General features: G+C 65.6%; 12 protein-coding genes and 1 pseudogene. 8 read left to right on the forward strand and 5 right to left on the reverse strand.

From position 1 onward, the window contains the following. Positions 1 to 47 precede the first annotated feature (47 nt). Positions 48 to 710 (forward strand): DedA family protein, encoded by a 663-nt coding sequence (locus tag ACVW1B_RS33260; RefSeq protein ID WP_225646908.1) that lies wholly within the window; start codon positions 48 to 50, stop codon positions 708 to 710. 60 nt (positions 711 to 770) lie between these two features. Here ACVW1B_RS33260 and ACVW1B_RS33265 read toward each other — a convergent pair whose 3' ends face one another. Next, the gene (locus tag ACVW1B_RS33265; RefSeq protein ID WP_253606078.1) at positions 771 to 1,994 is read right to left on the reverse strand and encodes a citrate synthase family protein; all 1,224 of its coding nucleotides are present in this window, start codon (positions 1,992 to 1,994) and stop codon (positions 771 to 773) included. Positions 1,995 to 2,070: 76 nt separating this feature from the next. On the opposite strand from ACVW1B_RS33265, the gene ACVW1B_RS33270 reads away from it, so the two are divergent. Continuing rightward, positions 2,071 to 3,165: a citrate synthase/methylcitrate synthase gene (locus ACVW1B_RS33270; protein ID WP_456793446.1), complete on the forward strand. Its 1,095-nt coding sequence runs from the start codon at positions 2,071 to 2,073 to the stop codon at positions 3,163 to 3,165. Positions 3,166 to 3,555: 390 nt separating this feature from the next. Here ACVW1B_RS33270 and ACVW1B_RS33275 read toward each other — a convergent pair whose 3' ends face one another. Further along, complete coding sequence (locus ACVW1B_RS33275; RefSeq protein WP_028338207.1) at positions 3,556 to 4,194, reverse strand: J domain-containing protein; 639 nt, start codon at positions 4,192 to 4,194, stop codon at positions 3,556 to 3,558. A 109-nt stretch (positions 4,195 to 4,303) separates the two neighbouring features. Here ACVW1B_RS33275 and ACVW1B_RS33280 point away from each other — a divergent pair, with 109 nt between their 5' ends. Next, on the forward strand, positions 4,304 to 4,579 hold the full coding sequence (locus tag ACVW1B_RS33280; RefSeq protein ID WP_253606074.1) for a BolA family protein: 276 nt from the start codon (positions 4,304 to 4,306) through the stop codon (positions 4,577 to 4,579). A gap of 118 nt (positions 4,580 to 4,697) precedes the next feature. Next, positions 4,698 to 5,147 (forward strand): hypothetical protein, encoded by a 450-nt coding sequence (locus tag ACVW1B_RS33285; protein WP_057015542.1) that lies wholly within the window; start codon positions 4,698 to 4,700, stop codon positions 5,145 to 5,147. Between the two features lie 176 nt (positions 5,148 to 5,323). Here ACVW1B_RS33285 and ACVW1B_RS33290 read toward each other — a convergent pair whose 3' ends face one another. The 3 genes from ACVW1B_RS33290 to ACVW1B_RS33300 all read right to left on the reverse strand — a co-directional run bounded on the left by ACVW1B_RS33290 (position 5,324) and on the right by ACVW1B_RS33300 (position 8,522). After that, positions 5,324 to 6,631: an HlyC/CorC family transporter gene (locus tag ACVW1B_RS33290; RefSeq protein WP_057015543.1), complete on the reverse strand. Its 1,308-nt coding sequence runs from the start codon at positions 6,629 to 6,631 to the stop codon at positions 5,324 to 5,326. Positions 6,632 to 6,748: 117 nt separating this feature from the next. Next, on the reverse strand, positions 6,749 to 7,891 hold the full coding sequence (gene aroB, locus ACVW1B_RS33295; protein ID WP_253606070.1) for a 3-dehydroquinate synthase: 1,143 nt from the start codon (positions 7,889 to 7,891) through the stop codon (positions 6,749 to 6,751). 10 nt (positions 7,892 to 7,901) lie between these two features. Continuing rightward, a complete protein-coding gene (locus ACVW1B_RS33300) occupies positions 7,902 to 8,522 on the reverse strand; it encodes a shikimate kinase (protein WP_076824827.1) in 621 nt (206 codons plus the stop codon). A 145-nt stretch (positions 8,523 to 8,667) separates the two neighbouring features. Here ACVW1B_RS33300 and ACVW1B_RS33305 point away from each other — a divergent pair, with 145 nt between their 5' ends. From ACVW1B_RS33305 to ACVW1B_RS33320, 4 genes and pseudogenes are all read left to right on the forward strand, one after another. Next, on the forward strand, positions 8,668 to 8,814 hold the full coding sequence (locus ACVW1B_RS33305) for a hypothetical protein (protein ID WP_016843561.1): 147 nt from the start codon (positions 8,668 to 8,670) through the stop codon (positions 8,812 to 8,814). 16 nt (positions 8,815 to 8,830) lie between these two features. Continuing rightward, positions 8,831 to 9,814, forward strand: a complete 984-nt coding sequence (gene xerD / locus ACVW1B_RS33310; RefSeq protein ID WP_057015546.1) for a site-specific tyrosine recombinase XerD — start codon at positions 8,831 to 8,833, stop codon at positions 9,812 to 9,814. Positions 9,815 to 10,103: 289 nt separating this feature from the next. After that, positions 10,104 to 11,068: pseudogene (locus ACVW1B_RS33315) on the forward strand (acetyl-CoA carboxylase carboxyltransferase subunit alpha). Between the two features lie 229 nt (positions 11,069 to 11,297). Next, positions 11,298 to 12,809 (forward strand): L,D-transpeptidase family protein, encoded by a 1,512-nt coding sequence (locus ACVW1B_RS33320; protein ID WP_253606068.1) that lies wholly within the window; start codon positions 11,298 to 11,300, stop codon positions 12,807 to 12,809. Positions 12,810 to 13,007: the final 198 nt, after the last annotated feature.

Raw genomic sequence — 13,007 nt, forward strand, 5'->3', positions numbered from 1 at the left:
GGGAGTTGTTAGCTCTCAAATCGATAACACCGCCACATGGGAATTTTGTGACTTCATTCCTTGACCCTTTGATCGCGTTCGTTTCGGCCCATGCCTGGCTTGCCTATCTGACGCTGTTTCTGGCCGCCCTGCTGGAGGCGGTGCCGGTGGTCGGCTCCCTGGTGCCGGGGTCGACCATCATCCTGGCGTTGAGCGCGCTGGTGCCGGGCGGCGAATTAAAGCTGTTGCCGGTGCTCGCCGCGGCGGCCGCCGGCGCGATGCTCGGCGACGGCACCGCCTACCTGATCGGCCACCGCAGCCAGCGCGAGATCCTGTCGGCCTGGCCGCTTTCCAACTACCCGCGCGTGGTCGCGCAGAGCGAGGCCTTCTTCAACCGCTGGGGCGTGCTCGCGGTGTTCTTCGCCCGCTTCGTGCCGCCGATCCGCGCCTTCGTGCCGATCACGGCCGGCGCGCTCGACATGCCGCCGGTGCGCTTCTACGCGGTCAACATCCCCGCGATCCTGCTCTGGGCGCCGGCGCATGTGCTGCCCGGCGTGCTCGCCGTCACCGCGCTGCATGACTATGCCGGCCTGCCGCATCATGGCCATGTCGGCAAGCATCTGTGGATGTTTGCGGTCGCGGGCGGCGCCGTGATCCTGGCGCTGGCCGTCTGGACCATCCGCCGCCGGCACGGCGGCAGCCTGATCGAACCGGCCAAGCCGGCGAAATAATTCCTTTCACTTGCGCATGATCTTCTCGGAAAACCGGTCTCCACTTTTCCGGATCATGCGCTAGATGCTGTTGGTCGTTCCCGCCCGCCCGGGCGCCGGACCGACATAGCGCGCGCGAGGCCTGATCAACTTGCCGAGCTGAAGCTGCTCGCTGGCATGTGCGATCCAGCCGACGCTGCGGGCCATCGCAAACAGCGCCAGCTCGCTGCCCGCCGGCATCCGCAGCGCATGCACCAGCACCGCCAGCGCGTAATCGATGTTGACGAATTCGCCGGTCGCTTCCGCGATCCGCTCCGGCACTTCCCTGGTGAATTTCCGCGGCGCGCCGGCCCGCGTCAGCGCCTCGAGCAGCGAGATCGCCCGCGGATCGCCCTTCTTGTAGACGCCGTGCCCGAAGCCGGCGAAACGCTCGCCAAGCGCGACGCGCTCGCGGACCACCGGCGCAACGTCACTATCGAGCATCGTCTTGACGAGGCGCGAGGCGAGCACGCCGGCGCCGCCATGCATCGGTCCTTTCAGCGCGACGAGACCCGCAATGACAGCGTCGTACAGATTGAGCCCGGTCGATGCCGCGCAGCGTGCGGTGAAGGTCGACGCATTCAGTTCGTGATCGGCGAGCAGCACCAGCGCGCGGCGGATCAGGTCGGGCGCGTGCTTGTTGCCTGGCGTCCAAACCTGCGCCACCTGCTCGTGCAGCGGCTCGTTCGATGGCGTAGCGTTCAGCATGGTCGCGACCAGCAGCCGCAGGATGCGGCCGCCGACCATGGCGCGGCCGTCGGGCGCGCGCGTGAAGGCGCCGGGATCGGCACTTGCCGCCAGCGCCAGCACCGCGACCGTGCGGTCGATCGGCTGGGCGCGGCGCGCGGCTTCGGCGATCGCGCGCATTTCGTCCGAGACGTGCGGGCAATTGTCCGGTGCGAACGGATCGACGCCGGTGACATCCCACAGCAACGTCGCGGTGTGCTCCAGTGTGTCGCGCTCAGCGAGCTCGACGCAGTTGACGCCGCGATAGATCGGGCCCTGCTCGGTGATGGTCGCGATCGCCGAATCCATCACCGGCAGATCGGCGTCGAAATTACGGAAGCCGCGCGGCTCCGGCGACGGCACGCGGCGCTCCTTCAACCCCCTGATGTCCTCGGCGCGGTAGCGGTGGCTGCGCGAATCCAGCGACGGCTCGGAGCGGATCAGCCCGCGGCTGACATAGGCGTAGAGGGTCGCCGGCGAGATCGCGAGCTCGGCGGCGGCTTCGCGAGCGGAGAGGTAAAGCTCGGCGGATTTTTTCATATTGATTTATATAATCAAGATTGATCAACTCGTCGAGAGGCCTGACCTTGAAGGGGTGAAGCAAGGAGATCAGGCCATGAATATGCACCTCACCAAGAGCCAGATCGGTCTGGACGGCGTTCCTGCCGCCGAGACCGTGTTGAGCCATGTCGACGGCGAGCGCGGCGAATTGATCATCGCCGGCGAGCACGTCGCCGACCTCGCGGGCAAGTCGAGCTTCGAGGGCGTCACGGCGCGGCTGTGGAACGGCGCTACCGGCAAGTCGCTGAGTGAAGCCAATGTCCGCGCCAGCCTCGGCGCCGCCCGCGAACGCGCCTTCGCCCGCCTGCCGGACCTGCTGCCGGCGACGCGCGGCATGTCGATCGTCGACGGCTTCCGGGCCGCGATCGCGGGCCTGCGCGGCGAGAACGGGCTTGAGCATGAGGCGACCATCGTCGGCGCCTTCCCGGTGATTGCGGGCGCCCTGGTCCGGCACGCCAAGGGACACGACCCGATCGCGCCGGACCCGAATGCCGGCCACGCCGCCGACACGCTGCGGATGCTGCTGGGCCGCAAGGTCGAGCCGCGCGAGGTCGCCGCGCTCGACGCCTATCTCGTCACGGTCTGCGACCACGGCATGAATGCGTCGACCTTCACCACGCGGGTGATCGCCTCGACGCAGGCCGACCTGTTCGCGGCGATCACCGGCGGCTATTGCGCGCTGACCGGCCCGCTGCATGGCGGCGCACCTGAGCCGGTGCTCGAAATGCTGGACGCGATCGGCACGCGCGAGCGGATCAAGCCCTGGGTCGACGGCGCGCTGGCGCACGGCGAACGGCTGATGGGATTCGGTCACCGCGTCTATCGCGTGCGCGACCCGCGCGCCGACGTGCTGAAGGTCGCGGTCGAGCGCCTCGAGGCCAGTGGTGCCGACCTGCCATTTGCCGGCGAGGTCGAGGCTTACATCCGCGAGGCGCTGCGGAAAAAGAATCCGGAGCGGCCGCTCGAGACCAATGTCGAGTTCTTCACCGCGATCCTGCTCGACGGGCTGGAAATCCCGCGGCAGGCGTTCACGCCGATCTTTGCCACCGCGCGCGCCGCCGGCTGGACCGCGCACGCCCTGGAGCAGCGGCGCACCGGGCGCCTGATCCGGCCGAGTTCGTCCTATGTCGGGGCAGTGCCGAACGGGTGAGAGCTAGACCGTTTCAACGCTTGCGACGGCGGAGCTACATATTCCGCCGTCGTCCCTGCGAAAGCACTAGCGTATATACATATCCTCCGCAGTCTTTCCGGAGTCTTCTCAAAGAGTTGGCCGAAAACCGCAGAGAACTTACTCATCTGCACTAGGGTTGCGCCCGCCGATTTCGGCTCTCGCCTAGTAGCTAACCCCTTGATGATGAGTCGGTTTTCTAGCCTCGAAGAGATGTGTAAATGCCCTAGTGCGAAAGCAGGGACCCATACGCCGCGGCCCGACAATGGGGCAATCGGGTAGACATCTTGTGCAAACGAGAACGGCCGGTGGTTATGGGCCCCTGCTCCCGTGCGCAACTGCGCACTAGGCAGGGGCGACGGAGGCAAGACTTCAGGCCTCGCGCACCACGGTCTTCAGATAATTGTACGCCTTGATGATCTCGATCAGGCGATCCTCGGTGGAGCGGTCGCCGCCATTGGCGTCGGGATGGTGCTGCTTGACCAGCGCCTTGTACTTCGACTTGACGTCTTCGAGCGTCGCCTCGGCCCCGAGCCCCATCACCTGCAGCGCCTTGCGCTCGGCGTTCATGACCTTGCGGGTCTCGGGCTTGGGCTCCGCGCCACCCGGTCCGGGGCGCCAGCGGCCGCGGCCGTTGAGCTCGGAGAATACGTGGAACGGATCGGAGGCGGCATCGAGACCGCTCTCGCCCTTCTTGCCGTTGTTGGCGCCCATCTTCCAGGTCGGACGGTGGCCGGTCAGCGCGTCCTTCTGGTAGCGCGCGACGTCGTCAGGATTCATACCCTGGAAGAAATTGTAGGACTGGTTGTATTCACGGACGTGGTCGAGACAGAAGTGCCAATACTCGCGTGAATTCTCGCGGCCTTTCGGGGCGCGATGCGCGCCCTTGTTCTGGCAACCCGCCCACTCGCAGGTCACGGCCTGCTCGCCGGCCTGCGCCTGGCGCTTCGCACTGACCTTGGTCGGCTTGATGCGAATGGAGTCGAAGAATTTTGATGAATCGATCGGCATGTTCTCTTTGACTACGCAATGCACAAATCTTCAAGTCTTGACATTGCGCGGACCTCGTTTCCCGCTTGCACCATTGACGAAAAGCTGTCGCGAACCTAACTCCGCCGCCATGAGCACCAAAGACGCTATCATAAACAAGTTGCGTGAAGCTTTCTTGCCGGAAAGCCTCGACGTCGTCGATGAGTCACATCTGCATGAGGGCCACGCCGGCCACAGGCCAGGCGGGGAGACGCACTTTCGGGTATATATTGTGTCTCCGGCCTTCGAAGGGAAGAGCCGGATCGAACGCCATCGCATGATAAATGCGACGCTGGCGCAGGAACTCGCCGGCTCGGTGCATGCTCTGGCGATCCACGCCCACGGCCCCGGGAAAAAGCCGCGCTAGTTCGCGCTTGCCTCAAGACGAAGCGGTGGTTTTCCTCTATGAGAACAGGATGGACCTGCTCCATAGGTGAGCAGGTGAAACTACGGATTGCACCGCCACGCATGATATGGGGCCATTGATGATCCCTTGCTGGCCACGTTTCCGGTCGATCGTCACCGCCGCCGGCCTGCTCCTGATCTGCGCGATGCGCCCGGCCTCGGCGCTGGACATGCCGAGCCCGTTCGTCCAGGAGGTGCTGATCAAGAGCATCCTGGTCTCGCTCAACGATGCGGTGGCCGCGAACAATTTCACCGTGTTCCACGCCAAGATCTCAAAGCCGTTCCGGGACCAGTTTCCGCCCGACAAGCTCAAGACCATCTTCAAGGATCTGGTCGACAAGCACGCGGTGTTCGACGCCGTAGTCGCCAAGCCGATCGTTCTCGACGAGGACGCCAAGATCGACGACAAGGGCGTGCTGCGGCTGAAGGGACATTTCGACACCACGCCCAAGCAGGTGAAGTATCAGCTCGGCTTCATCCCCTCCGACGGCGCCTGGAAGCTGTCGGGCATCTCGATCGATATCGAGTAGGTCCACGGCGCTGCCTGATCCGTCATCCCCGCGCAAAGGCTGCGCCTTTGTCGCTGGAGGAGCCGCGAAGCGGCGTCGCGAAGGATGCACGGCCACCGGCCGGGCCGTCGACCCTTCGAGACGCGCGCGATGCGCGCTCCTCAGGGTGACGGTGCTAGGAGACTGGCCAACTCGAACTAGAACGCCGTCCCCGCCCGCTTCGGCTTCTTCTCCTCCAGCTCGGCCTCGCGCGGGACGGCGACGATGCGCAGCGCGGTGATGCGGTTGCGCTCGCGGCGGAGCACGCGGAAGCGGAAGCCGTGGAAGGTGAAGCTCTGGCCGCGCTCCGGGATCGAGCGCGCCTCGTGGATCACGAGGCCGGCGACGGTGGTCGCCTCCTCGTCCGGCAGGCGCCAGTCCATCGCGCGGTTGAGATCGCGGATCGGTACCGAGCCGTCGACCACGACCGAGCCGTCCGGCTGCGCCCGCACGCCGGCAACGACGACGTCATGCTCGTCGGAGATGTCGCCGACGATCTCCTCCAGGATGTCCTCCAGCGTCACCATGCCTTCGACCTCGCCATACTCGTCGACCACGAGGGCGAAGTGGGTCTTGCGGCGACGGAACGCCTTCAGCTGTTCGGAGACCGGACGCATCTCCGGCACGAACCAGGGCGGCAGCGCGATCGCGGAGGCATCGATCGCCGACATGTCACCCTCGTTGGCGCGCATCGCGCGCAGCAGGTCCTTGGCGTGGAGCACGCCGACGATGTTCTCCGGCTTCTCCCGCCACAGCGGGATGCGGGTGTATTCGCTCGCCAGCACCTCGCGCACCAGTTCCTCGGGCGGCAGGTCGGCGTTGACCATGGTCATCTCGGTGCGATGGACCATGACGTCGGAGACCTGCAGCTCGCTGAGATCCAGCAACCCGCCGAGCATGTCGCGATCCTGCTTCTCGACCTTGCCCTCGTGATGCAACAGATCGACCGCACCGCGCAGACGTTCGGTCGGCGACAGCACCGCCTGATGCGCCCCGACCTTGATGCCGAGCAGCTTCATCAGCGCCAGCACGATGGTCTCGATGATGGTGAGCAGCGGCCCCAGCACGAAGATCGTCAGCCGCATCGGCCGCGCGACCAAAAGCGAGATGCGGTCGGGCGCGTTGATCGCGATGGTCTTGGGCAGCACCTCGGCAAACACCACGACCATCACGGTCATGACAGCGGTGGCATAGAGCACGCCGACGTCGCCAAACCAGGCGGTGAACACGCCGGTCGCCAGCGCCGAGGCGCCGATATTGGCGATGTTGTTGCCGAGCAGCAGCGCGCCGATCATGCGCTCGCGCATGTTGACCAGCTTGGAGACCACACCGGCATCGGTGTTGCCCTGCTTCGACAGCCGCAGCATGCTGGCGCGCGAGGCGCCGGTCAGCGCCGTCTCACTCGCCGCGAAAAACGCCGAGATGAACAGGCAGAGCAGCACGATCGAGAAGGTGAACCATCCCACTGAACTGATCCGTGGCTAGAGCATGATCCGGAAAAGTGTGTAGCGGTTTTCCGAAAAGATCATGCTCAAATCAAAAAGATAGAGCGGGATGACGATCCGAAGGAAAGGCATCCCGGTCTAGGCCTTCAGCTTGGCTTGCAGGAAGTCGCGCACCGGCTGCGGCTCGACATTGTTGGCGATCACGGCGCGGCCGACGGCCTCCAGCAGGATGAAGGTGAGCTTGCCGCGCTTGACCTTCTTGTCCTGCGCCATCAGCGCCAGCAGCGCGTCGGCGTCGGCAAGGCCTTCCTGCGCGAAGCCTGCGATATCCTGCAGGCGCGTCGGCAATCCGACCGCGGACAGATGACGCGCGATGCGCCCCGCATCGTCCGACGAAATCATGCCGAGCTGCGCCGAGAATTCCGCCGCCAGCACCATGCCGACCGCGACGCCCTCGCCGTGGAACAGCCGGTCGGAGAAGCCGGTTGCGGCTTCCAGCGCATGGCCGAAGGTATGGCCGAGATTGAGCAGCGCCCGCTCGCCGGTCTCGCGCTCGTCGCGCGAGACGACGCCCGCCTTGGCGCGGCAGGAGGTTGCGATCGCGTGCTCGCGCCCGGCGCCGCCGGCGAAGATGTCGGCGTGGTTCTTCTCGAGCCAGGCGAAGAAGGCCTCGTCGCCGAGGATGCCGTATTTCGCGACCTCGGCGTAGCCGGCGCGGAACTGGCGCGGCGACAGCGTGTCGAGCACCGAGGTGTCGGCGATGACCAGCACCGGCTGGTGGAATGCGCCGATCAGGTTCTTGCCCTGCGGCGAGTTGATGCCGGTCTTGCCGCCGACGGAGGAATCGACCTGCGCCAGCAGCGAGGTCGGCACCTGCACGAAATCGACGCCGCGGCGCAGGATCGCGGCCGCGAAGCCGGCGAGATCGCCGACCACGCCGCCGCCGAGCGCGATGACGAGGTCATTGCGCTCGATCTTCGCCGCGATCAGCGCCTCGCTGACCTCGGTCAGCGTGGCATAGCTCTTCGAGCCCTCGCCCTCCTCGACGACGATCCGCGACGTCGGCACGCCGGCGGCGGCAAGCGATGCCTCGGTCGGCTCCAGCCAGTGCTTGGCGACGGTGCGGTCGGTGACGATGGCGGTACGCACGCCGGGCCGCAGCGCCGCGACACGCTCGCCGAGCGACTGCAGCACGTCGCGGCCGATCACGATGTCATAGGCGCGGTCGCCGAGCGCGACGTCGACGGTAACGGAGGCGGAATGTTTCAAGGGCGCAGTCATGAGGTCGCGTTCAATCCATCACAGGTGGTTGCTCGTCGGCCGGACGCGCACCACACAGATGCGCATGCAGGGCCTCGAGGCATTCGTCGACGATGCGGTCGTGCGGCACGTCGCGCGAGGCAATCGTCAAATCGGCGGTGCCGTAGACCGGCTCGCGCTCGCTGAGCAGGCGGTTGACGGTCGCCTCCGGGTCGGGGGTGTGCAACAGCGGACGATCGGCGCGGCGGCGCACCCGGCGCATGATGATATCACTGTCGGCCTTGAGCCAGATCGAGATCGCGCGGTCGCGGATCCGGTTGCGGGTCTCCTCGCGCATGAAGGCGCCGCCGCCGGTCGCCAGCACGACCGGGCCATTGCCGAGGATGCGGGCGATCACCCGCGCCTCACCGTCGCGGAAATACGGCTCGCCCTTGCTCTCGAAGATCTCCGGGATCGTCATGTCCGCCGCCGCCTCGATCTCGGTGTCGGCATCGGTGAACGGCAGCTTGAGTCGCGCCGCCACCCGCCGGCCGATGGTCGACTTGCCGGCCCCCATCATGCCGACCAGCACGATCGACCGCGTCCCCAGCGCGGCCGCGATGTCGGCCTCCAGGGTCGGGTGGGTGGGCGCCGGTACGGCTGCGTCGGACATCAAAAAGCTCGGATATTGGGACGAATTGTTCAGAATTCGAGCCACCTATACTACCCCCGGCGACACCCTTACCAGCGACTCTTGCAACCGCGCGGGGAACATGTTGGATGATTTCATTGGTTAATTCGCCGCCCGAGTCGCCTCCATGCCCAGCCTGTTCCGCTTCCTGACGGTCGTCGCCGTGATTTTCGGGATCGGCTACGGCATCGTCTTCGCGCTGGCGAATTTCGTGCACCCGAAACCGCGGGAAATGACGGTGACCATCCCACCGGATAAGTTCCTCAAGAAATAGACGCTATGATTCCGGCATGCCCGCTGCTGCCAAAAATCCCGCCAAGACCCTCGCCAAGTCCTCCGACGCCAGACTGACCGCGTTGTTCCTCGACATGCTCGCCGCGGAACAGGGCGCAGGCGCCAACACGCTCGACGCCTACCGGCGCGACCTCACCGATTTCTCCGACTACCTCGCCCATGCCGGCGCCGATTTCACCAGCGCCGACACCGAGACGCTGCGTGGCTACCTCGCCGACCTCGATGTCAGAGGCTTCAAGTCGACCAGCGTGGCGCGGCGGCTGTCGGCGATGCGGCATCTCTACCGTTTCCTGCTCAATGAGCGGGTCCGCACCGACGATCCGGCCGCGATCCTGTCCGGCCCGAAGCGCGGCCGCGGCCTGCCCAAGGTGCTGTCGATCGCCGATGTCGACCGCATGCTGACCCGCGCCAAGGAACTGACCCAGACCGACGTCTCGCCGGCGCAGCGGCTGCGCGCGCTGCGGCTGTATTGCCTGCTCGAGGTGCTCTACGCCACCGGCCTGCGCGTCTCCGAGCTGGTGTCGCTGCCGGTCTCGGCGGCGCGGCGCGATGCGCGGATGATCGTGGTGCGCGGCAAGGGCAACAAGGAGCGGCTGGTGCCGCTGAACGACGCCTCGCGCCAGGCGATGGCAGACTATCTCGCAGCGCTGGAGGTGATGCAGCCGAAGGCGAAGAAGGCCGCGCCGGCGAAATGGCTGTTTCCGTCCTCCGGCGAGAGCGGCCATCTGACCCGGCAGCATTTCGCCCGCGATCTGAAGGAGCTCGCGAGCGCCTCCGGCCTTGCGCCGCGGCTGGTCTCCCCGCACGTGCTGCGTCATGCGTTTGCCAGCCATCTGCTGCACAATGGCGCGGACCTGCGCATCGTGCAGACCCTGCTCGGCCACACCGACATCTCGACCACCCAGATCTACACCCATGTGGTCGAGGAGCGGCTGAAGAGCCTGGTCCGCGACCTGCATCCGTTGGCGGAGAAGTCCTAGGGATCCGTAGCCCGGATGAAGCGCAGCGAAATCCGGGAATGGAATATCGGTCGATATAGCTCCCCGGATTGCGCTTCGCTCCATCCGGGCTACGCGCGTGGAGACCTCGATACCTTCATCTGATCCGCCTTGACTTCCGCTTCGTCTCCGCAGAAAGAGCGTCACCTGCTTGCGATCCCGAAGCGTGCATTCCACCCGGATGCGCGTTAACCGTTTGAAGTTACAAAGCTTCTCTTTCCGACGCCGAAACCGCTTCGCCCCTCGCACCGATCTTCCCTATATTGAGTTGATGCCCGACCCGATGCGCAGCTATCTCGACTTCGAAAAACCTGTCGCCGAGCTTGAATCCAAGATCGACGAGTTGCGCACGCTTGCCGCGAGCGGCAGCGACATCGGCGACGAGGTCGCGCGGATCGAGGACAAGGCGGCGCAGGCGCTCACCGAGCTCTATTCCAATCTGACGCCGTGGCAGAAGACGCTGGTGGCGCGGCATCCGCGCAGCGACCGCACTTCACCGATTTCATCGGCGGCCTGATCACCGAATTCACGCCGATGGCCGGCGACCGCAAATTCGCCGACGACGAGGCCCTGGTCGGCGGCTTCGGCCGCTTCCGCGGCGAGAGCATCTGTGTGGTCGGCCAGGAGAAGGGCGCCACCACCGAGAGCCGCATCAAGCACAATTTCGGCATGGCGCGCCCCGAAGGCTACCGCAAGGCGGTGCGCCTGATGGAAATGGCCGACCGGTTCGGCATCCCGGTGCTGTCGATCGTCGATTCCGCCGGCGCCTATCCCGGCATCGGCGCCGAGGAACGCGGCCAGGCCGAGGCGATCGCGCGCTCGACCGACGCCTGCCTGTCGCTCGGTGTGCCCAATGTCGCGATCGTCACCGGCGAAGGCATGTCGGGCGGCGCCATCGCCATCACCACGGCGAACCGCGTCCTGATGATGGAGCACGCGATCTACAGCGTGATCTCGCCGGAGGCGGCATCCTCGATCCTGTGGCGCGACGGCACCAAGGCGCAGGAAGCCGCCAACAGCATGAAGATCACCGCCCAGGACATGCTGCGCTTCGGCGTGATCGACCAGATCCTGAAGGAGCCCTCCGGCGGCGCTCATCGCGACCCGGGCGCGATGATCGCGACCACGGGCGATGCCATCGCCCAGGCGCTCAACGACCTACGAAATCTTGATCCGGACGCGATTCGCAAACAGCGGCGCCAGAAGTTTCTCGATATCGGCCGCAAGCTCGGCTGAGGCACCCAAACCGCCCGATTTTTCGCCCAAATCGACCAATTTTGCCCTAATTGGGCCCCGAGCCGGGTCTTTAACATTCCTTGAACCATGCCTGCTACCGTGAGGGCTGTCCGCCCCGGTTCAGGTTGCGAGCAGGGGTCGTCGAAGGCTAATATTTTACACAATGGCTTCAGGGCATATTCGCCGTGTTGGGGTCGCGAAAATCGCCCGGTGGGTGTGGAGCTCGGACTTGACTCATCGCACGCTCGTACGCGCGCTTCTGACCTCGGCGGTCCTCGCCGCAGGCGTCATGCTCGCCGGTTGTGACAGCGACCAGATCTCGCTCGCGCAGAACGCCAAGGCCAACCAGCCGGTCCCGCCAAAGCTCGTCGCTGCCATGACCGAAAAGGACATGGACATGCAGTCGCCGATCCTGGTGCGGCTGTTCAAGCAGGAGGCCGAGCTCGAGGTCTGGAAGCAAAACCGCTCCGGCCAGTTCGCGCTGCTCAAGACCTATCCGATCTGCCGCTGGTCGGGCGACCTCGGTCCGAAGGTCCGCGAAGGCGACCGCCAGGCGCCCGAAGGGTTCTATTCGATCAACCCGAGCCAGATGAACCCGCAATCGGCCTATTACCTGTCGTTCAACACCGGCTATCCCAACGCCTTCGACAAGGCGCTCGGCCGCACCGGCTCGCAGCTGATGGTGCACGGCGATTGCTCCTCGCGCGGCTGCTACGCGATGACGGACGAGCAGATCGCAGAGATCTACTCGCTCGGCCGCGAATCCTTCTTCGGCGGCCAGAAGGCGTTCCAGCTGCAGGCCTATCCGTTCCGGATGACGCCGGTGAACATGGCCAAGCACCGCAACAATCCGAACATGCCTTTCTGGAAGATGATCAAGGAAGGCTATGATCATTTCGAGGTGACCAAGCAGGAGCCGAGGGTCGACTTCTGCGAAAAGAAGTACGTGTTCGACGCGGTGAAGGCGCCGGGCGCGACACGCGATCCGGTGTTCGACGCCTCCGCGAGGTGCCCGGCCTATGTGATCCCCGAGGAGATCGCGAGCGCCGTGCACGAGAAGGAGCAGAAGGACGCCGCCGAGACCGCCAAGCTGGTGTCCAAGGGCACGCCCGTTGCGCGCCTCAACACCGGCATCGACGGCGGCATGAACGCGATCTTCGCCTCGAAGATTCCGGAAGGAAACACCGGCCTCTCCGAAGGCGGCGACAGCCAGGCGCTGGCATCGATGTCGCTGGCACGCGCGCCCGGCACGATCCCCGGTACGGTCAATCCGCCGAAGCCCAATCTCGCGGTCCAGCAGGAAGAGCCGGTCGTGGCGACGACGTCGTCCACCGCATCGTCAGCCGGCACCCGCATTGCCTCGGCGAACCCGTCCGACAAATCCGCCTCTGACAAGTCCGCCTCTGACAAATCCACCTCTGACAAGTCCGAAGGCTTCTTCTCCAGCTTCGCGCGCAAGGTCGGCATCGGCGGCACCGCCGACGCCAGCAAGACGACCGCGCCGCCGGCTCCGGCCGCTGCTGCCCCGGCCAAGCCCAAGGTCGCCGAGACCAAGCCGCAATCAGTGGTTCGCGTCGCCCCCAAGGCTGAGCCGAAGCAGGCCGCCAAGCCCGCGCCGAAGCCCGCAATGACCACGGCCGCAGCCGCTGCACCGGCCCCGTCGTCGTCGACCCAACTCGCCGGCTCCGCGCCTGTGGTGCAGACCAACTCGTTCGACACCCGCTTCTCGGCGGTGAAGTAGGCGGGGCGCGTCTGCGCGAAGACAGCTCGCTGCCGCTCGTCGCAATGCTGCTGTAGCGCAAACTATTTCCAGCCGTCGTCCCTGCGAAAGCAGGGACCCATAACCACCGAACTTGATCGTGAATGGGATCGTGGCCCCAGCGTCGCGCAACAACTCTCATTTGGGGTAATGGGTCCTGGCTTTCGCCAGGACGACATT

It is taken from the genome of Bradyrhizobium sp. USDA 4502 (genome assembly GCF_054063355.1).